22 protein-coding genes are annotated in these 18,716 nt (G+C 71.0%); 19 read left to right on the top strand and 3 right to left on the bottom strand.

The window, feature by feature from the left end; genetic code table 11:
* Positions 1–101 precede the first annotated feature (101 nt).
* The 19 genes from AB0P25_RS07280 to AB0P25_RS07190 all read left to right on the top strand — a co-directional run bounded on the left by AB0P25_RS07280 (position 102) and on the right by AB0P25_RS07190 (position 16,632).
* Positions 102–914: a sigma-70 family RNA polymerase sigma factor gene (locus tag AB0P25_RS07280; protein WP_363806351.1), complete on the top strand. Its 813-nt coding sequence runs from the start codon at positions 102–104 to the stop codon at positions 912–914.
* Between the two features lie 95 nt (positions 915–1,009).
* Positions 1,010–1,846 carry a flagellin gene (locus AB0P25_RS07275; RefSeq protein ID WP_301219296.1) on the top strand — a complete coding sequence of 279 codons (837 nt, stop codon included), beginning with the start codon at positions 1,010–1,012 and terminating at the stop codon, positions 1,844–1,846.
* A gap of 84 nt (positions 1,847–1,930) precedes the next feature.
* Entirely contained in the window at positions 1,931–3,316 is a 1,386-nt protein-coding gene (gene fliD / locus AB0P25_RS07270; RefSeq protein ID WP_363806350.1) for a flagellar filament capping protein FliD, read from the top strand.
* On the top strand, positions 3,316–3,744 hold the full coding sequence (locus AB0P25_RS07265) for a flagellar export chaperone FliS (RefSeq protein ID WP_363806349.1): 429 nt from the start codon (positions 3,316–3,318) through the stop codon (positions 3,742–3,744). The genes fliD and AB0P25_RS07265 overlap by 1 nt, the downstream gene beginning before the upstream one ends.
* Positions 3,734–4,036, top strand: a complete 303-nt coding sequence (locus tag AB0P25_RS07260) for a hypothetical protein (protein ID WP_363806348.1) — start codon at positions 3,734–3,736, stop codon at positions 4,034–4,036. The genes AB0P25_RS07265 and AB0P25_RS07260 overlap by 11 nt, the downstream gene beginning before the upstream one ends.
* A gap of 355 nt (positions 4,037–4,391) precedes the next feature.
* The gene (gene flgB / locus AB0P25_RS07255) at positions 4,392–4,733 is read left to right on the top strand and encodes a flagellar basal body rod protein FlgB (protein ID WP_363806347.1); all 342 of its coding nucleotides are present in this window, start codon (positions 4,392–4,394) and stop codon (positions 4,731–4,733) included.
* Between the two features lie 23 nt (positions 4,734–4,756).
* Positions 4,757–5,149 carry a flagellar basal body rod C-terminal domain-containing protein gene (locus AB0P25_RS07250; protein ID WP_121263078.1) on the top strand — a complete coding sequence of 131 codons (393 nt, stop codon included), beginning with the start codon at positions 4,757–4,759 and terminating at the stop codon, positions 5,147–5,149.
* A complete protein-coding gene (gene fliE, locus AB0P25_RS07245) occupies positions 5,149–5,454 on the top strand; it encodes a flagellar hook-basal body complex protein FliE (RefSeq protein WP_363806346.1) in 306 nt (101 codons plus the stop codon). Before AB0P25_RS07250 ends, fliE begins: the two co-directional genes overlap by 1 nt.
* Positions 5,454–7,055: a flagellar basal-body MS-ring/collar protein FliF gene (gene fliF / locus AB0P25_RS07240; RefSeq protein WP_363806345.1), complete on the top strand. Its 1,602-nt coding sequence runs from the start codon at positions 5,454–5,456 to the stop codon at positions 7,053–7,055. The genes fliE and fliF overlap by 1 nt, the downstream gene beginning before the upstream one ends.
* Positions 7,052–8,062 carry a flagellar motor switch protein FliG gene (fliG, locus tag AB0P25_RS07235; protein WP_363806344.1) on the top strand — a complete coding sequence of 337 codons (1,011 nt, stop codon included), beginning with the start codon at positions 7,052–7,054 and terminating at the stop codon, positions 8,060–8,062. Before fliF ends, fliG begins: the two co-directional genes overlap by 4 nt.
* Entirely contained in the window at positions 8,052–8,657 is a 606-nt protein-coding gene (locus tag AB0P25_RS07230; RefSeq protein WP_363806343.1) for a FliH/SctL family protein, read from the top strand. The genes fliG and AB0P25_RS07230 overlap by 11 nt, the downstream gene beginning before the upstream one ends.
* Positions 8,654–9,967, top strand: coding sequence for a FliI/YscN family ATPase (locus AB0P25_RS07225; protein WP_363806342.1), 1,314 nt, complete (start codon positions 8,654–8,656; stop codon positions 9,965–9,967). The genes AB0P25_RS07230 and AB0P25_RS07225 overlap by 4 nt, the downstream gene beginning before the upstream one ends.
* On the top strand, positions 9,967–10,401 hold the full coding sequence (locus AB0P25_RS07220; protein ID WP_363806341.1) for a hypothetical protein: 435 nt from the start codon (positions 9,967–9,969) through the stop codon (positions 10,399–10,401). The genes AB0P25_RS07225 and AB0P25_RS07220 overlap by 1 nt, the downstream gene beginning before the upstream one ends.
* Positions 10,398–11,072: a C40 family peptidase gene (locus tag AB0P25_RS07215; RefSeq protein ID WP_363806340.1), complete on the top strand. Its 675-nt coding sequence runs from the start codon at positions 10,398–10,400 to the stop codon at positions 11,070–11,072. The genes AB0P25_RS07220 and AB0P25_RS07215 overlap by 4 nt, the downstream gene beginning before the upstream one ends.
* Entirely contained in the window at positions 11,069–12,505 is a 1,437-nt protein-coding gene (locus AB0P25_RS07210; RefSeq protein WP_363806338.1) for a flagellar hook-length control protein FliK, read from the top strand. Before AB0P25_RS07215 ends, AB0P25_RS07210 begins: the two co-directional genes overlap by 4 nt.
* 12 nt (positions 12,506–12,517) lie before the next feature.
* Positions 12,518–12,967, top strand: coding sequence for a flagellar hook capping FlgD N-terminal domain-containing protein (locus AB0P25_RS07205; protein WP_363806337.1), 450 nt, complete (start codon positions 12,518–12,520; stop codon positions 12,965–12,967).
* Positions 12,968–13,000: 33 nt separating this feature from the next.
* On the top strand, positions 13,001–14,173 hold the full coding sequence (locus AB0P25_RS07200) for a flagellar hook protein FlgE (RefSeq protein WP_363806336.1): 1,173 nt from the start codon (positions 13,001–13,003) through the stop codon (positions 14,171–14,173).
* A 103-nt stretch (positions 14,174–14,276) separates the two neighbouring features.
* Positions 14,277–15,026: an ABC transporter permease gene (locus AB0P25_RS07195; protein WP_363806335.1), complete on the top strand. Its 750-nt coding sequence runs from the start codon at positions 14,277–14,279 to the stop codon at positions 15,024–15,026.
* A gap of 100 nt (positions 15,027–15,126) precedes the next feature.
* The gene (locus tag AB0P25_RS07190) at positions 15,127–16,632 is read left to right on the top strand and encodes an alpha-N-arabinofuranosidase (protein WP_363806334.1); all 1,506 of its coding nucleotides are present in this window, start codon (positions 15,127–15,129) and stop codon (positions 16,630–16,632) included.
* Between the two features lie 13 nt (positions 16,633–16,645).
* Here the strand turns inward: AB0P25_RS07190 and AB0P25_RS07185 are convergent, their stop codons facing one another.
* Genes AB0P25_RS07185 through AB0P25_RS07175 form a run of 3 tightly spaced genes read right to left on the bottom strand, consistent with a single transcriptional unit; the run spans position 16,646 to position 18,628 of the window.
* Positions 16,646–17,482 carry a flagellar motor protein MotB gene (locus AB0P25_RS07185; RefSeq protein WP_363806333.1) on the bottom strand — a complete coding sequence of 279 codons (837 nt, stop codon included), beginning with the start codon at positions 17,480–17,482 and terminating at the stop codon, positions 16,646–16,648.
* A gap of 1 nt (position 17,483) precedes the next feature.
* Positions 17,484–18,302, bottom strand: coding sequence for a MotA/TolQ/ExbB proton channel family protein (locus AB0P25_RS07180; protein WP_363806332.1), 819 nt, complete (start codon positions 18,300–18,302; stop codon positions 17,484–17,486).
* A complete protein-coding gene (locus AB0P25_RS07175) occupies positions 18,302–18,628 on the bottom strand; it encodes a flagellar FlbD family protein (RefSeq protein WP_363806331.1) in 327 nt (108 codons plus the stop codon). Before AB0P25_RS07175 ends, AB0P25_RS07180 begins: the two co-directional genes overlap by 1 nt.
* Between the last annotated feature and the right edge of the window lie 88 nt (positions 18,629–18,716).

Below are 18,716 nucleotides of genomic sequence, written 5' to 3'. Positions count from 1 at the left end.
ACTAAGCCCGAGCGTCCACCGCACCGCCCGAGTACCGAGAGACGCCCTCCCCGAAAGAGGACGTCGCAACGTATCCGTCCGATGAAGAGGGGTCGCCCAGCGTGAACCGGAACGAACGCAACGCGCTCGTCGTCGAGAATCTGCCGCTCGTCGGCTACCTGGTCTCCGACCTGTGCTCGCGCGCCACGCACCTGTCCCGCGACGACCTGGCGTCCGCCGGCGCGGTGGCCCTCGTCCAGGCGGCCGACGCCTACGACGCCGGCACCGGCGTCCCGTTCGGTGCCTACGCCCGCACCCGGATCGTGGGGGCGCTCGCCGACGAGCTCCGCGCCTCCGACTGGGCCACCCGCGGCGCGCGCAAGCGGATCAAGGAGACGCTGGCCGTGCAGGAGAGCCTGACCGCCTCCCTCGGCCGCGCGCCGAGCGTCGACGAGATCGCGAATGCGCTCGGCGTCGACCGCGAGACGGCCGCCGCGGGCCTGGCCGACGCGTCCCGTACCGTCAGTGCTCTCGACGAGACCATCGAGCCGCTGCTCGTTGCCGAGACCCCCGGCCCCGCCGACGCGCTCCTCGCCGACGAGCAGACCGCCTACGTCCGCGCCGCCGTCGCCGCACTCCCCGACCGGATGCGCATGATCGTCGAGGCCATCTACTTCGACGACCGCACGGTCACCGAGATCGCCGACGAGCTCGGCATCACCCACTCCGCCGTCTCCCAGCAGCGCTCCGAGGCCATCCGCCTGATGCGCGAGGGGATGGCGACCCACTACGCCGACGAGGGAGACCCCGTCGTCATCGAGGCTAAGACCTCGCAGGCCCGGCGCAGCGCGTATCTCGCGCGTCTCGCGCAGCACGCGGTCGCGAACGTGTCCCGCTTCTCCCCCACGTCGCCGACCTCGGCGAAGGCGTCCTGAGACGCATCGCTAACGGGACGGCAGCGACAGCCGATAGAGGCTGATGCGGACCACGGAAGGGCCGCGGACCACCACCCAGTCATGGAGGAAACATCATGGGTATGCAGATCAACACCAACATCGCGGCGAACAACGCCTACCGCAACCTGAACAACACGCAGGGCGACCTCTCGAAGTCGCTCGAGAAGCTGTCCAGCGGCCTCCGCATCAACCGTGCGGCGGACGACGCGGCCGGTCTCGCCATCTCGGAGGGCCTGAAGTCGCAGGTCGGCGGTCTGACCGTCGCCGCCCGCAACGCTCAGGACGGCATCAGCGTCGTGCAGACCGCTGAAGGTTCGCTCACCGAGGTCCACTCCATCCTGCAGCGCATGCGCGACCTCGCGGTGCAGGGCGGCAACGACTCGAACAACGCGACCTCGCGCGCGGCGATCAAGACGGAGGCCGACGAGCTGGGCAAGGAGCTCAACCGCATCACCAACGGCACGAACTTCAACGGGATCGACCTCCTCAAGGGCGGCTCGCTGAACTTCCAGGTCGGCGCGGGCTCCACCGCCAACGACACCATCGCGGTCAACCTGGCCGACGTGGCGACCTCGGTCGGCACGCTGTCCGGCGCCGCCGGTGCCACCGGCTTCGACGTCACCAGCAACGCGACGGCGAACACCACCATCACCGCGATCGACACCGCGATCACCGCGATCTCGACCGCCCGCTCGGAGCTCGGCGCCTCGCAGAACCGCTTCGAGTCGGCCGTTCGCAGCCTGAACGTCTCGAAGGAGAACCTGTCCGCCGCGTCCAGCCGCATCACCGACACCGACATGGCGGAGGAGATGGTGAAGTACACCCGCTCCAACATCCTGTCGCAGGCCGGCACGGCGATGCTCGCTCAGGCGAACCAGTCCAACCAGGGCGTCCTGCAGCTGCTCCGCTGATAGGCACGGCGGCCGGGCGCTGACCCCAAAGCGCGCCCGGCCGCCGCACCACACCGCACCACGTCGTAGGAGGGAGACCACCGCATGGGCATGGCCGTCGACGGGCTCATCAGCGGCCTGCAGACCACCGACCTCATCAACAGCCTCATGCAGGCGGAGGCGATTCCGCAGACCCTGCTGAAGAACAAGGTCACCGACTCCCAGACCTACATCACGGCGATGCAGACCCTGAACGGCAAGGTCGCCGCTCTGGCCGACGCCGCCGCCAAGCTGGCGAAGCCGGCCGGGACGGACCTGCACACCGCGACCTCCACCTCCAGCGCCGTCACCGCGACCGCCGGAACCGGCGCCGTCGACGGAACCATAGACTTCACCGTGGACAAGCTGGCCCAGTCCCAGGTCACGGTGACCGGCCCGCTCACCCAGTGGCCGGACCAGCCGCCGACGCTCACCTTCGTCGCCGCCGACGGCACCGTGAAGCAGGTGACCGCCGGCAGCTCCTCGCTCGCCGACGTGGCCGCCGCGATCAACCAGGCGGGTGTCGGCGTCAGCGCCACCCAGGTCGCCGCCGGACTCGACCCCGCGACGGGCCAGCAGCTCTACCGTCTGCAGCTCAGCTCGACGAAGACGGGCGCGGCCGGCGCCTTCACCGCCTACCGCGGCACCCCGGCGGATGTGACCGCCGGCACCGCGACGAACCTCCTGTCGGATCCGGGCGCCGCGCAGGTGCGGTCCGCCCAGGACGCGCAGCTCACGCTGTGGGCCGGCACCGCCGCCGCGCAGACCGTGACCAGCTCGACCAACACGTTCTCGGATGTGCTGCCCGGCGTGGCGGTGTCGGTGACTGCGACGTCGACCACCCCGGTCACGCTGACGGTGGCACGAGACGACGCGAGTCTCGCCGCGGCGGCGAAGTCACTCGTCTCCAGCGTGAACGACATCTTCACGCTGATCGCCGACAAGCAGGCCGTCGCCACCACCACCGATTCGGCGGGCGGGACGGTCGTCACGGGCGGCGCGTTCACCGGCGACTCGACCACACGCGACGTCAACCAGAAGCTCGTGGACGCGATCAGCGGACCCGTCAACGGCGTGTCGCCGTCGACCTACGGCATCAGCATCCAGCGCGACGGCACAGTCACCTTCGACCAGGACAAGTTCACGACCGCGATGGCCGCCGACCCGGATGCGGTGAAGGGCGCCCTCACGGCGATCGCCCAGCGCGTCGCGGACGCCTCGACCGCCGCCAGCGACACCTACACCGGTTCACTCTCGCTGCGCATCAAGGGCGAGCAGTCGACCGTCAAAGACCTCAACGACCAGATCACCGACTGGGACACGCGCCTCGCCGACCGGCGCTCGACCCTCGAGAAGACTTATGCGAACCTCGAAGTCCAGCTGCAGCAGCTCCAGTCCCAGTCCTCGTGGCTGACCGGCCAGCTTTCGTCCCTTCCCTCTGCGAGCGCATGATGAACGTCCTCACCTCGGCGGCGGCCAAGCTCTCCGCCTACAACCGCGACAGCATCCTGTCGGCCAGCCCGGCGCGACTCCTCACCATGCTGTACGACCGCCTGCTGCTCGACCTCACGCGCGGCGAGGCCGCGCTGTCGGCCCAGCAGTGGCCGACCGCGTGGGAGAACCTTCGGCACGCGGACCAGATCGTCGCCGAGCTCGCGGGCAGCCTGCGGGTCGACCTGTGGGACGGCGCCGAAGGTCTCCTCCAGCTGTACGGCTACCTCGCCGATCTCATCGTCGGCGGGATGATCGAGCGCGACCCGGCCAAGGTGCGCGAGGCCATCGAGCTCGCCGAACCGCTGCGCCAGACCTGGCACGAGGCGGCCGGGCTGCTGCCGGCGGTGGGTGCAACCGACGCGGGCAGGGACCTCGGTGTCGCCTGACGCGGTGCGCGACGACGGCCTCGGCTGGGCGGACGCGCTGGATCGGATGGAGAGCGAGCTGCACGGCGCGCTCGCTCAGGTGGACCCCGTCCCCTGGCGCCCGCCGATCGCTCTGGGCCCCATCCCGCCGGAGCTGCAGGAGCGCGCGGCGCGTCTGCTCGAGGCGCAGCTGCACACCATCCGGTACCTGGAGGACGTGCGTCAGACGACGGCGCGGCATCTGGCGGCCGTCCGCGCTGTACCCCGATCCGAGGTCGGGCCGCACCCGGTGTATTTCGATCTGATCGGCTGACTCCCCCACACGTTGTCCACCTGTGGATAACTCTGTTGAGAAGTCGTGGATGAATGCATTATCGGTGTGGAGGACACGCGCGGGATGTGTGAACTTTCAGATTCCCAGCTTGATAAAAGCGCAGCTGACCGGCCGTTTTATCGCCCGACACGTCGATTCGAAGGTCTCTTCGAAAACACACGCTTGTAATTCCCACCGGGGTACAAGCTGTGGATGACGTTGTGAGAATCGGGCTGCGAACGTCCCCCGAACGTGGGCGCTAACGGCGGGGGAGAAGCGGCCGATAGCTCTTCCTGAGCACGGATCGCTCATCGACTGGCCACGGATGGGCCGCCCCCGACCCTGGAGTGCAGCTGTGCTCGAATCCGTGACCAGTGCCGCCCTCGCGAGCGCCCTCGACGGCCTCGCCGCGCGCCAACGCGCCATCGCGAACAACATCGCCAACGTCAACACGCCGGGCTACACCGCCGAGCGCGTCTCCTTCGAGGACGCCCTCGCCGCCTCCGTCGCCGACCACGACGGGCACGTAACGGCATCCACCGCCCGCTCGCTCGAGCCGACGCGCCTCGACGGCAACAACGTCAACCTCGACACCGAGACGCTGTCCAACGTCGACACCGTCCTGCGGTTCCAGTTCGCCTCCCAGGCGGCCGGCAACCAGTTCTCGGCCGTCCGCGCCGCCCTCAAGACCACCTGACCGATCCCCTCTAGGAGCTGAACGTGACCTTCGACGCCATCGGGATCGCCGGAACCGGCCTGACCCTGCACCGCAAGTGGCTGGACGCCATCTCGGACAACCTCGCCAACATCAACACCGCGAAGCCCACCGACGGCGCCGCCTTCCAGGCCCGGTACATCGTGGCCCAGGAGGGGGAGGGCGTCTCGGGCGCTTACGTCGCCGGCACCGCGTACGGCAGCGCCGAGGGGCGGATGGTGTACGAGCCCGACAATCCCGTCGCCGACGCGAACGGGTACGTGCGGTACCCCGACATCGACCTGTCGGAGCAGATGGGCGCCCTGATCATGGCCCAGCGCGGCTATCAGGCCAACGCCGGCGTCGTCGACCGCGCCAAGGAGACCTACCAGGCCGCGCTCCAGATCGGGAGGAACTGATGCCCATCCCCGCCATCGGAGCCGTCTCGGGCGTCAGCGCCGCGAGCGGACTCTCCGCGACCCAGGCCACGACCGGGACGGGCGCCGCGTCGTTCGGCAATGCGCTCACCGGAGCCGTCGACAACCTGCAGCAGCTGCAGAGCACGAGTGACACGCTCGCCATCAAGGCCGTCACCGGCAACCTCGACGACATCCACGACGCGACCCTGGCGTCCACCCGCGCCCAGGTCACCCTCGAGCTCGTCGCCGGCGTGCGCAACAAGGCCGTCGACGCGTTCAACGAGATCATGCGGATGCAGGCCTGATGCCCCAGCAGGTGACCAGCTTCTTCCGGCGGCTCGGCGACACGATCCGCGGCTTCAGCGTGGCCCAGCGGGTCATCGCCGTCATCGGCATCGCCGTCGTTGCCCTCGGCGCGACCGGCCTGGCGCTGTGGGCGTCGCAGCCGTCGTACACGCCGCTGTTCTCGGGCGTGGCCGCATCGGACGCCTCTGCGATCGTGGACCAGCTGCGCACCGACGGGGTGCCGTACCAGCTGACGGACGGCGGCTCCACCATCTTGGTGCCGCAGGAGAAGGTGTACGACGAGCGGATCAAGGCCGCCTCGGCGGGTCTCCCGGCGTCGAACACGGGCGGCTACTCGCTGCTCGACAAGATGGGCGTCACCTCGTCCGAGTTCCAGCAGAACGTCACCTACAAGCGGGCGATGGAGGGCGAGCTCGGCAACACCATCGGCGCCATGAAGGGCGTCAAGACCGCCTCCGTGCGTCTCGCCATCCCCGAGGAGACCGTCTTCGCGTCCGAGAAGAAGGACCCGACGGCCTCGGTCTTCGTGGAACCGCAGAGCGGCGTGACGCTCAGCGCCGACCAGGTCCAGGCGATCGTGCACCTTACCAGTGCCGCCGTGCCCGGGATGAAGCCGACCGATGTCGCCGTCGTGGACGCCGACGGAACGGTGCTCAGCACGGTCGGCGGCGGAGCGACCGGGGGAGCGGACAAGCAGGCGAGCGACTACGAGACCCGCGTGAAGTCGGCGGTGCAGGAGATGCTCGACAAGGTGGTCGGCGCGGGCAACGCGACCGTCGCCGTGGCGGCCGACGTCAGCACCGAGTCGGCGCAGCGGACCGAGGAGTCGTACACGGCGCCGACCAATGCGCCGTCGCTGAGCGAGTCCACCCAGAAGGAGACCTACACGGGCTCCGGAAGCGGCTCGAGCGCCGGCGTGCTCGGCCCCGACAACATCGCGGTCCCGAACGGCGGCAACGGCAACGGCACCTTCAATTCCGAGTCGAACACCAAGGACAACGCGGTCGACAAGGTCACCGAGCAGCGCACCATCCCGGCCGGTGCGATCAACCGGCAGACCGTGTCCGTCGCGCTGAACTCCGACGCGGTGAGCGGAGTCAGCGCCAACGAGGTCCGCAGCCTCGTCAACGCGGCGGCGGGCATCGACATCAAGCGCGGCGACTCCGTGAGCGTCGAGATGGTGCCGTTCAGCAAGGCCGGCGCGACCGCGGCGGCCAAGGCGCTGCAGGAGGCGAAGGATGCGGCCGCGGCCGACCAGCTGACCAGCATCATCCGCACCACGGTCATCGCGGCGGCGGTCGTCGCCGTGGCGATCATCGCGTTCATCCTCATCCGCCGCGGACGCCGCCGCGCCGCCGAGACCGCCCAGCTGGCGCAGGACGCGGACACGCTCGCGCTGGAGGGCGGGCTGTTCCCGATCGCGCTGGAGCAGGCCGCACCGACCGTCCCGATGCAGCTCGACCCGGTGCCGGAGCTCCCGGACCCGGGTGAGCTGGAGGCGACCCGCCGCAAGGCGGAGATCGAGGCCCTGGCCGAGCGCGACCCGCAGCGCACGGCCGAATTCCTCCGCAGCCTCATGGATGATCGGGCCGGCGTATGAACGCCACGCTGACCGGCGCGCAGAAGGTCGCCGTGGTGCTGATGAACATGGACCAGCAGCGCGCGGCCCAGGTGATGAAGCAGTTCTCCGACGAGGAGGCCGACGAGATCACCGCGGAGATCCTGCGGATGCGGCGGGTGGATCCGAACGTCGCCGAGAACGCGCTGAACGAGTTCCACGACCTGGCCACGCGCGGCGCGGTGACCACCCGGGGCGGCCGGGACATCGCCGTCGGGCTGCTGGAGGCGTCCTTCGGCGCCGAGCGGGCCACGGGCGTGCTGAATCGTGTCGCATCCAACCTCGCGGGCAAGCAGTTCGAGTTTCTGGACGCGGTGGAGCCGGCGCAGGTGCAGATGCTGCTCTCGGGCGAGCTGCCTCAGACCTGCGCCCTCGTGCTGGCGCACCTGCGCTCCGACCACGCCTCCCGCATCCTCGCGGGCCTGCCCGACGGGACGCGCACCGAGGTCGCGCACGCCATCGCGACCATGGGCTCGCCGAGCCCGGACGCCGTCCGGGTCGTGGCCGAGACGCTGAAGCAGCGGGCGAGCGCCGTCGTCTCGTCGCGCACGGCGTCCGACGCCGTCGGGGGAGTGCAACCGCTGGTCGACATCATCAACCGCTCCGACGCGGCCACCGAGAAGGCCCTGCTGGAGGCGCTGGAGCAGCGCGACCCGCAGCTCGCCGAGGAGGTCCGCTCCCGGATGCTCACCTTCGACGACCTCGTGCGGCTCGAGTCCCGCGACGTTCAGCAGGTGCTGCGCGGGGTGGACGCGGCGGTGCTGGCCGTCGCCATGAAGGGCGCGACGGAGGCCGTCACCGAGGTCATCACCACGAACCTGTCGGAGCGCAACCGGGAGATCCTGGAGGACGAGGTCCGCATCCTGGGCCCGGTGCGGGTCTCGCAGGTGGAGGACGCGCGCGCCGAGATCGTGCGGTCGATCCGCGACCTCGAGGCCACGGGTGCGATCACCGTGCAGCGCGGGGACGAGGACGCGTATGTCGAGTGACGCCGCGGTCGCCTTCGAACCGCTGACGGTCCCGGTGCTCGCCGAGACCGAGCAGGAGCGTGCCGCGATGGCGGCCGCCCGCGCCCGGGGGTTCGCGGCCGGCTTCGCCGAAGGGCGCCGGGCGGCAGCGGAGGAGCAGGCGCGGTGGACCGCGGCAGCGGAGGACGCGCGCGCGGCCGAGAGCGCCGAGGCGGCCGACCACGTCGCCGTGCTCGCCCAGGCCCTGCGCAGCGCCGCCGTGGAGCTGCGGGAGGCGAGCGTGCCGGTGCTCGCCGAGGCGGAGTCCGCCCTGGTGGACGCGGCCTTCGAACTCGCGAGCACGGTCGTCGGCGTCGCCCTCGGCGACCGCGTCGCAGCGGCACGTGCGGCGGTCGAGCGCGTTGTGGCGGCGGCGGACGGGGGAGCGGTGCCGGTCGTCAGGCTCCACCCGGCGGACGTCGAGGAGCTGCACGGGGCCGGCCTCGCGCCGGAGGATGTGCGCCTGGTCGCCGACCCGTCGCTCGCCCGCGGGGACGCGATCGGCGAACTGCCCGGCGGGTGGCTGGACGCTCGCATCCGCGAGGCGCTGGCGCGTGCCCGGGAGGTGCTGTCGTGAACGCCGTGCTGACCCGTTGGGACGCCGCCGTCGCGGCCGCGGAGGTCGAACGCGTCGGCCGGGTGACCGCCGTCGTGGGGCTCGGTGCCGAGATCGAGGGTGTTCGCGCGGCGATCGGCGACGTGGTCGTGATCGGCGAGGCGCCGGGGGTGCACGCGGAGGTCGTCGCGACGACGGCCGACCGCGTGCGGGTCATGCCCTACGGTCCGCTCACCGGGGTGGCCGCCGGTGCGCCGGCGCGTGCCGTCCGGGCGCCGCTCCTGGTGCCGACCGGGCGGGGGATGCTCGGCCGCGTGATCGACGCGCTCGGCCGTCCCGTGGACGGGCGCGGCCCGATCGAGCCGGACGGCTTCGTCACCCTCGGCAATCGCGCACCCGACGCGATGCGCCGCGCGCGCATCCTTCAGCCTCTCGGCCTCGGGGTCCGCGTGCTCGACACGATGGTCACCGCGGGACGTGGACAGCGCCTCGGCCTGTTCGCCGGATCGGGCGTCGGCAAGTCGTCGCTGCTGTCGATGATCGCCCGCGGCACCGAGGCGCAGGTGTCGGTCATCGCCCTGGTGGGGGAGCGCGGGCGCGAGGTGCGCGAATTCCTCGAGGACGACCTGGGTCCGGCCGGGCTCGCACGCTCGGTCGTCGTCGTGGCGACCTCCGACGAGCCGGCCGTGATGCGCCTCCGTGCGGCCTTCGCCGCGACGCGCATCGCGGAGGCGTTCCGCGATCAGGGCGCCGACGTCGTCCTCATGATGGACTCGCTCACCCGCGTCGCCATGGCCCAGCGCGAGATCGGCCTGTCCGCCGGCGAGCCTCCCGCCACCCGCGGCTACCCGCCGTCGACGTTCTCCCTCCTGGCGCAGCTCCTGGAGCGCGCCGGGACGGGCGAGACCGGATCCATCACCGGGCTCTACACGGTGCTCGTGGACGGCGACGACCACAACGAGCCGATCGCTGACGCGGCGCGTTCCATCCTCGACGGACACGTCGTACTCGACCGGAAACTCTCGGTGATCGGGCATTTCCCGTCCGTCGACGTGCTCGGCTCCGTCTCGCGGCTCGCGTCGCGGGTGACCACGCCGCAGCAGCGCGCGGCCGCCGTGGCCCTGCGCAGCATCCTCGCCGCCAAGGTCGCGGCGCAGGACCTGCTCGACGTCGGCGCGTACAAGCCGGGCACCAACCCGAAGGTGGATGCCGCAGTCGCGCACGCGGACGCGATCGACGCGTTCCTGCGGCAGGGCATCGGCGAGCCGGCAGCGCCGGCGGAGTCGTGGGCGCGCCTGGAGGCGCTGATCGGGATGCTGGGAGGCGCGTGATGGCACGGGCGTTCGCACTGGCGGGGCTGCTGCGGCTGCGGCAGATCGAGAAGGAGCACGCGGCGAGCGACCTCGCCGCGGCCAACGCGCTGCGGCGGGACGCGGGGGAGCGGCAGGCGCGCGCCATCGCCGCTCTCCACGCGGTGCCGGCCGAGGCGACGGATGCGAGCACCCTGTTCGCGATGGCGGCGGCGCGCGCGTCCAGCCGCAGCATGCTGGCGGACCTCGCAGCGCTGACCGCTCAGACGGAGGCGCAGGCGGCGGTCGCGCAGCAGGCGTTCACCGAGGCGAAGAAGCGTGCGGTCGGGCTCGAGAAGCTCGAGACCCGGCACCGAGAGGGCGTCGTCGCCGGCGACCTCAGTGCCGAGCAGGCCGCCATCGACGAGATCGCGACGGGCGCATGGCAGCGCGCCCGCGAAGGGGGAGAGGGATGACCGTCACGGATGCGATCGGACGGATCGCGCAGATCCAGGCGACGCTGGTGCAGCTGGACGGCGGGAAGACGTCGGCGACCTCCTCGTCGTCCGCCGCACCCGCGGTGTCGAGCACGTCGGCGACGGACTTCGCGTCGGCGCTCTCCGGCGCCCTGGACAGCTCCTCCACCGGGACGGTCACCGGTGCGGACGTCGTCGCCGACGCCAAGAAGTACCTCGGCGTCCCCTACGTCTTCGGCGGCACCAGCGCCTCCGGGCTCGACTGCTCCGGCCTCGTGCAGCGCGTGTTCAAGGACCTCGGAATCGACGTGCCGCGACTGGTCTCCGGCCAGTCGACGGTCGGCACGGAGGTGCCGTCGCTCGCTCAGGCCCAGCCCGGCGACATCATCGTGACCAACGGCGGAGAGCACATCGTCATCTACGCGGGGGACGGCAAGGTCATCCATGCACCGAGCGAAGGACGCAACGTCAGCCTCGTGGACAACTGGATGAGCGATTCCGACATCGTGACGATCCGGCGGGTGGTGCCGCAGGCGGCGCCGGCTACGAGCTCTCCGTTGACGCCGTACGCGTCCGCGCTGAGCGGGTCGCTCGGCGGCACGGCGTCGTCGACGCAGGCCGACATGCTGCGGTCGCTGTTCGCGTCGTTCGCCCAGGGAGGCTCGCTGTGAGCCCGGCGGCGGTCGCGGCGGCGGCGCCGGCTGCGCAGCCGGGCGTCCGTGGATCGGCCACGACGAAGGGCTCCGGGGACGCGTTCGGCGCGTTCCTGCGCGGGGCGACGGACGCGGCGAGCCAGGACGCTGCGCCCGGCCCGAAAACGGAAGGCGACCGCGCGCACGAGGTGCGGCACGACCGCGGGCGCCCGGCGAAGACGGCCGCGACGAAGGATGCCGCGACGACGGACGCGCCCGCCAATGGTGCAGCCGTGACGGCCGGTGACGTGAAGCCCGATGCGGTGGCACCGGTGGCGGCAGAGGCCGTGGCGAGCCAGATCGTGCCCTCGGCGACTCCGGAACCGAGCGCCGCGCTGGTGAGTGCGCAAGCGGTCGTCTCTGCTGCGGCACCGGTTACAGAGCCGCCCGCGCAGGCGGCACCGGTTCCGTCGGCGCCTGCCGTCGACGTCAGCGGTGCGATCGCCGCCGCGGTGGCGCCGGTTCCGGCCGCGGCGGCAGCAACGGCGGAGGCGGCGGTGTCGGTCGCGATGCCGAAGGCCGCCGGAGGAACCGAGCCCTCGCCGGCCGCACCTGCGCAGCCGCTCACGGTGGCGGCGTCCGGGGCGGCCCCGGCCCTCCCCACGCCGACGCCCGTGCGCGAGGAAGCCCCTGCGACACCGAGCGCGGCCGCCCCGGCGCCGGTTCCGTCCACGTCCTCCGCGTCGACCGCCGCAGAGGCGTCGACAGCACCTGCGGCATCCCAGCTTCCGGTCACGACGAAGGCTCCCGCACCATCCGCTGAGAGCAGCGCCACGGCTAGCGCGGCGGCTGCTGCCACCGTCGCCCCGGTCGCGCAGGCCCAACCGGCGGAGGCCACCCCGGCACCGCGGCCGCGCCAGCCGCTCGCCGAGCCCGTCAGCGCCCCCGCGTCGGCTCCGGCGACCCCGGTGCAGCCGCAGGCTCCCGTGGCGGTCGACCGTGCCCTCCCCGCCCAGCCCACGGCGCCGGCGGCACCCGCCGCATCCACGCCGCCGCTCGCGAGCCAGCTCGCCCGCCCGGTGTTCACCCTTGCGGCCGCAGGCGCAGGCGAGCACGTCATGACGGTGCACGTCACGCCCGACACGCTCGGCCCGGTCACGGTCCGCGCCCACGTCGGCGGCGAGGGCGTCCGCGTCGAGCTGTTCGCCCCGACCGACGTGGGCCGGGATGCGCTGCGCGCCATCCTCCCCGACCTCCGTCGCGATCTCAGCGGCGCCGGCCTCAGCGGCTCGCTCGACCTCTCGTCGCAGAACCAGCCCTCGCCGCAGCGCGATGCGCCGGGCGACGGACGCGGCTACCCGGGCGCCGCCCCGGAGGAGCCGCGCCGCCGTGCGACGAGCACCGCATCCATCCGTCCCACCCCGGCCGCGCCCGCGGACGGGTCCGTCCACACCATCGACCTGATCGTCTAGAAGGGAGTCACCGTGGCCGTCGACCCCATCACCGGAGCCGATACCGCCTCCACGGGCGGCATCTACTCCACCGCACCCACGCGAACGCCGAAGCAGTCGCTCGACAGCGAGGCGTTCATGCAGCTGCTCGTCACGCAGCTGCGCAACCAGGACCCGAGCTCGCCGATGGACACCAACCAGATGATCTCGCAGACCACCCAGCTGGCGACGATGGAGAAGCTCACCAGCATGGACACGACCGCGCAGGAGGGCTTCGCCCTGCAGATGCGGCAGGCCGCGGCGGCCCTCATCGGCCACACCGTGAGCTACCTCGACAAGAACGGCGACACCCAGACCGGCGTCGCCTCCTCCGTCTCGTACGCGGGATCGGTCCCGATCGTCAGCATCGGCGACCAGAAGATCGCGCTCGACGCCATCCTCGGCGTCGTCACCCCCGCAAGCACCCCGGCGCCGACCGCCTGATCCTCACGCTCTTCCTCACGAAAGGAACCACCCATGCTCCGCTCGCTCTACTCCGGAATCTCCGGCCTCCGCTCGCACCAGACCATGCTCGACGTCACGGGCAACAACATCGCGAACGTCAACACCACGGCGTTCAAGTCGTCGGCCGTGCAGTTCCAGGACACGCTGTCCCAGCTGGTCAAGGGCGCCGGCGGCGCACAGGCCGAGACGGGCGGAACCAACCCGGCCCAGATCGGCCTCGGCGTGCTGGTCGCCGGCATCTCGACCAACTTCACACAGGGCGCGGCGCAGGCGACGGGGCGCTCCACCGACATGATGATCAACGGCGACGGCTTCTTCGTGATGAAGGTCGGCGGCGAGACCGTGTACACGCGCGCCGGCTCGCTCGACCCGGACTCCCTCGGCCGCTTGGTCGGTCCCGGCGGCGCGATCCTGCAGGGCTGGAACGCGGTGAACGGCGTGGTCCAGCAGGGCGGCGCGCTCAGCGACATCACCATCCCGCTCAAGGCCGTCACGCCGGCGTCGGCGACCACGACGGCGAACGTGACCGGCAACCTCCCGTCGGACGCCGCCAACGGCGACCAGCTGGTGCGCGACGTGTCCGTGTTCGACGCCAACGGCACCGCCCGCAAGCTCACGCTCACCTTCACGAAGACCGCAGCGGGCTGGGATGTGGCAGGCACGGACGCGGCCGGCGCCACCGGCAACACGTCGCTCACCTTCACGAACGGCGTCCTCACCGGCGGCGGGGCGCTCACCGTCGGCGGCGTCGGGGTGAACCTCGGCTCGGTGACCGGCTACTCCGGCATCACCAGCGTCGCCTTCAAGGACCAGAACGGCCGTGCCGCGGGGACCCTCGAGTCCTTCACCTTGGACAAGGACGGCACCATCACCGGCCTGTTCTCGAACGGCGACAAGCAGGCCGTCGGCCGCATCGCGCTGGCGACCTTCGTCAACCCGGGCGGCCTCGAGAAGGCCGGCGGATCGACCTACCGCGCGACCGTCAACTCCGGCGCGGCCCAGCTCGGCGGACCAGGCGAAGACGGCCTCGGCCAGCTCCAGGGCGGCTCGCTCGAGATGTCGAACGTCGACCTGTCGCAGGAGTTCACGAACCTGATCGTCGCGCAGCGCGGCTTCCAGGCGAACGCCCGCATCATCACCACCTCCGACGAGGTCCTTCAGGAGCTCACCAACCTCAAGCGCTGACCTCCCTCCGCCGAAGTGCAGGTCGTTGCGGTCGACACGCCGTGTCACACCACGACGACCTGCACTTCGCGGAGCGGATCGGCGCAGGTTCTAGGCTCGGAGAGTGCCCATTCTGCGAGAACTCGCGCCGACCGTGCTCGGCGTGGCCGTGCTCGCGCTGGTCGCGGTCGGCGTACTGGCCGTGTACCGCGTCCCGCACCGGTGGGCGCCGGCGCTCGCCATCCTGCGCGGGGCCGCGCAGCTCGCGATCATCAGCGTCATTCTCGCGGGTGTCATCACCGACCCGCTGTGGGTGGCGCTCGCGCTGCTCGTCATGTTCTCGGTCGCCGCAGCCACCGCCACCCACCGGATCGGATGGTCGCGAGAGCACGCGCTCATGATGGCCACCGCGATGGCGACCGGCGTGATCGTGTCGTTCTCGGTCGTCTTCCTCACCGGGGCGATCGCCTTCAACGCCCGGTACGCGCTCGCGATCGGCGGCATCGTCATCGGCAACTCCATGAGCATCGCGACGCTCGCCGGACGCCGGTTCACCGAGGCGGTGGGCGACCACTGGGACGAGGTGGAGGGCTGGCTCGCGCTCGGGGCGACGCCCCGGCAGTCGACGCTGGAGCAGGCGCGCACCGCGGTGTACTCCGCGCTCATCCCGTCCGTCGACCAGACGAAGACGACCGGCCTCGTGACCCTACCTGGAGCGTTCGTCGGCGCGATCTTCGGCGGAGTGTCGCCCCTGGAGGCCGGACGGTTCCAGGTGGTCGTGCTCGCGGCGATCATGGCGGCCGGCGCGATCACCGCGGTGATCGTCTCCGCCTGGCTGGCGCCCGTGCGGGTGCGCCCGGCGGCTCTGCGGTGAACGAAGTCCGCACGTCCGGCCCGCCGCGGTTTGACAGCGTCCGTCGCGGTATCAGAGGATGTACATCGTTGTAATACAACGTTGTACCGACAGGAGTCGCATGTCCGAGACGCACATCGCCCTCGACCGGTCCGCGCGCGTGGCGGCCCTCAACCGCCGCATCTTCGGCTCGTTCGTCGAGCACCTGGGACGTTGCGTCTACGACGGCATCTACGAGCCCGGTCACCCGACCGCCAACGAGGACGGCTTCCGCCTCGACGTGGTCGACCTCGTGCGCGAGCTCGGCTCCACCACGATCCGCTACCCGGGAGGCAACTTCGTCTCCGGCTTCCGCTGGGAGGACTCGGTCGGCCCGCGCGACAAGCGGCCGGTCCGCCGCGACCTCGCCTGGCACTCCTTGGAGTCGAACCAGGTCGGCCTCGACGAGTTCTCGCGGTGGCTGAAGCTGACCGGCTCGGAGCTGATGCTCGCCGTCAACCTGGGCACGCGCGGCATCGAGGCCGCGCTCGACCTGCTCGAGTACGCCAACCACCCGTCGGGAACCGCACTGAGCGACCAGCGCATCGCGAACGGAACGCCCGAGCCGCACGACATCCGCATGTGGTGCCTCGGCAACGAGATGGACGGCCCCTGGCAGACCGGCTATATGACCGCCGACGACTACGGGAAGCTCGCCGCCCGCACCGCCGCCGCGATGAAGATGGCCGACAAGGACCTCGAGCTCGTGGTCTGCGGCTCCTCCGGCTCCGGGATGCCGACCTTCGGCGACTGGGAGCGCACGGTGCTCGAGCACTCCTACGACCACGTCGACTACATCTCGGCGCACGCCTACTACCAGGAGCGCGGTGGCGACCTCGCCTCGTTCCTCGCCTCCTCGGTGGACATGCAGTACTTCATCGACACCGTGGTCAGCACGGCCGATCACGTCGGCAACAAGCTCAAGAACAAGAAGCGCATCCAGATCTCGTTCGACGAGTGGAACATCTGGTATCTCGACGAGCACCAGGCCTCGGAGGAGGTCAACGACGAGTGGCGCTACGCCCCGCGTCAGCTGGAGGACGTCTACTCGGTCGCCGACGCGGTCGTGCTCGGCAACCTGCTCATCACGCTGCTGAAGAACCACGACCGGGTGACCAGCGCATCCCTCGCCCAGCTCGTCAACGTGATCGCGCCGATCATGACCGAGCCCGGAGGAGATGCCTGGCGGCAGACGACGTTCTTCCCGTTCTCGGTGACCAGCCGCCTCGCCGCCGGCGAGATGCTGCGTCCGTCCATCGCGACCGGTACCTACGAGAGCGCGGTGTACGGCGCGGCCGACGTCGTGGATGCGGTCGCGACCTTCGACCAGGCCACCGGCTCCGCCGCGCTGTTCGTCGTGAACCGCAGCCTCACCGAGACGCAGACCGTGACCGTGGACGTCCGCGACCTCGGCGTCGCGAGCGTCCGCGAAGCGCTGTCGCTCTGGGATGACGACGTCTACGCCAAGAACACGATCGACGACCAGACGCGCGTCGGCCTGCGCGCCACCCCGCGAGCCGACCTCGCCGACGGCACCCTCACCCTTGAGCTCCCGCCCGTCTCCTGGACGGCCGTCTCCCTGGGCTGATCCTCGCGGACGCTCAGCCGTTCCCCGCCGCCGACGCCGGCGCGGTCCCCGGCTCAGGCGACTGCAGCGCCTGCGGGATCAGCTTGCGGACGTCGTCGGCCTGCGCCGACAGCACCACGACATCCACGCGCCGGTTCTGGGCGAAGTCGTTGTCGGTCGTGCCCGTGAAGCCGTCGACCGGGCGCGCCGAGCCGAAGCTGACCGCGGCGATCCGGTTCTGGGGGAAGCCGTTCGCCTCGACCAGGTGGCGCAGGACGCTGGTGGCGCGTCCGGCCGATAGCTCCCAGTTGGTGGGATAGGGCGCCCCCGGCTGGCGGAGGTCGGCGTGACCCTCCACCGAAACGTCGTACGACGCTGGCGCGAGCACCGGGCCGATGTCGTTGAGGACGGCGACCGCGCGTGCGCTCAGCTCCGCGCGGTTCGAGTCGAAGAAGGTGGAGTTGCCGACCAGGCCGATGGTCAGGCCGCGGGAGTCGATCTTCAGCTCCACGGCGTCCTGCAGCCCGTCGCGGGTGAGGGCGGCCTGGATCTGGTCCTTCAAGTGCTTGAGGTTCTGCGCCTCCTGCTGCGCGAGCGCGAACTCGGTCGACTTGCCCGACTCGTCGACGTGCTTCGGGGGCACGACGACGCCCTTGGCGGTGTCGACCTTCTGCGTCTTGACCTGCCCGAAGCCCGTCGCCAGGGAGTCCTTGAGCTGCTCGAACTTCTTCGCATCCACCGTCGACATGGCGAACAGCACGATGAACATGCACATGAGCACGGTGACCATGTCCATGTAGGAGGCCATCCAGCGCTCCTCGTTCTCGTGCTCCTCAGGCTCCTCGTGCTTCTTCCGACGGCGGGCGGACATGTCAGGCGGCTTCCTCGACGGGATCCTTCGACCGGCGAGCCGCCTTCGCGGGCTTCGCGCCGGACTTGTCGGCGTCGCCACCCGGGATCATCGCGCGCAGGCGCTCGCCGAGGAGGCGGGGCTGGCTTCCGGACTGCACGGCGAGCACACCCTCCATCAGCAGGTTCATGCGCTCGACGTCCAGCTCAGAGAGCCGGCGCAGGCGCGCGCCGAGCGGCAGCCACAGGAAGTTGGCCGACAGCAGACCCCACAGCGTGGCGACGAAGGCGCTCGCGATCATCGGGCCGAGCTCGCCCGGGTCGGCGAGGTTCTCGAGCACGTGGGTGAGCGAGACGACGGTTCCGATGATGCCGATCGTGGGGGCGTAGCCGCCCAGGGCGCTGAAGAACTTTGCCGCGACACGGTCCTTCTTCGAGCGGGTGGCGATCTCGTCCTCCAGCAGCACGCGCAGCTCGTCGCCGTCGGTGCCGTCGGCGATGTTCTGCAGCGCGCGCTTCAGGAAGGGGTCGTCGACGTTCTCCGCCTCCTGCTCCATGGCGAGGAGTCCATTGGCGCGTGCCTTCTCGGCGAGCCCGACGACCTGGTCGATCACCTGCTGCGGCGGCTCGATCTTGCCGCGGAACGCGCGGGGGAGCGACTTGGCCGCGGTCAGGAAGTCCTTGATCGTGCCGCTCGCGATGCCGACCGCGATGGTCGCGCCGAAGACGAGCACCATGGGGGCGGGGAGGAGGAGCGAGCTGAGGTGCGCGCCCTCCATCGTCACCATCGCGACGACGGAGCCGAACGCGAGGATGATGCCGATGATGGTTGCCGGGTCCATTACTTCTTCCTTGCTCGGAGGGGCACGGGGAGGGCCTCGGGGTGAGCCTGAACCGCTTCGTCGTCTTCCAGCCCGGTCAGCGTCACGAGCCCCAGCGGCGGCGCGGGCACGGGGCGCGGGCCGGCGGCGGGGAGGTCGTGGGCGAGTGCGATCACACGCGCCCGGTACGCGGCGATCTTCTCGATCACTTCGGACATGGACTCGGTGACGATGAACTTCGCCCCGTCGACCATGACGAGAGTGGTGTCCGGACTGGCGTGGATGCGCTCGATGAGGTCGGGGTTGACCGCGAACTGGGTGTCGTTCAGTCGGGTGACGACGATCATGGGCGCGAATCCTGGTCTCGGCTCCGGGTGAGCCGTCACGAGCCCACTATCGGCGTGCCGCGGTCGGTCGTTAGGGGGACCGGGTATC

Origin of the sequence: Leifsonia sp. NPDC077715 (genome assembly GCF_040686855.1) — a bacterium.
GTDB lineage: Bacteria > Actinomycetota > Actinomycetes > Actinomycetales > Microbacteriaceae > Leifsonia.
The sequence above is the reverse complement of the archived record's forward strand: the minus strand, read 5'-3'. Positions and strand labels throughout refer to the sequence as shown.